The organism is Pseudooceanicola lipolyticus, from assembly GCF_002786325.1.
Lineage (GTDB): Bacteria > Pseudomonadota > Alphaproteobacteria > Rhodobacterales > Rhodobacteraceae > Pseudooceanicola_C > Pseudooceanicola_C lipolyticus.
In genome coordinates this window covers 1-504 of sequence record NZ_PGTB01000441.1, presented here as the reverse complement: position 1 = coordinate 504, position 504 = coordinate 1, and the positions used below count along the sequence as shown (strand labels likewise).

General features: G+C 73.2%; 1 protein-coding gene. It reads left to right on the top strand.

Annotated elements, in window-relative coordinates:
* Positions 1-211: amidohydrolase family protein (locus tag CVM52_RS26500; protein WP_172721114.1), on the top strand; the 211-nt coding region annotated here is incomplete at its 5' end.
* Positions 212-504 lie beyond the last annotated feature (293 nt).

Here is a 504-nt window from a genome sequence, read left to right as displayed (position 1 = left end):
GGCGCTGCACATGGCCGACCGGATCGGCAACCTCGCCCCCGGCATGGAGGCCGACCTGGTGGTGCTCGACCTCGCCTCGACCGCCGATATCGCCCAGCGCAGCGCCCGCGCCACCGACCTGTGGGAGGAACTCTTCCCCACCATCATGATGGGTGATGACCGCGCGGTGCACGCCACCTGGATCAACGGGCGGGAAACGCACCGCCGGTGAGTCGGGGCCGGGTCAAGGGCGCGCGCAGCGCGGGGCCGCAGGCCCGCCCCCTTGGGGCGGGCGCGACTCGCCTCAAACTGGACCTGGCGCGTTCAGGGCAGACCTGCCCCTGAACCGCTTCTCGGCAAAACGCCCCAACCGCGCCACTTGCCGCCGCCCCGGCAAGGGCGTCGCCTCCCCCCCTTGCAGAGCGGAAATGCGCGGCAGCGCGCCTTTGGATCGGCCCCCGCCGCTCAGCACCCCGGCCGGGCGATCACCAGCACCCAGAAATTGCCCTCCGCCCGGGCCAGGCC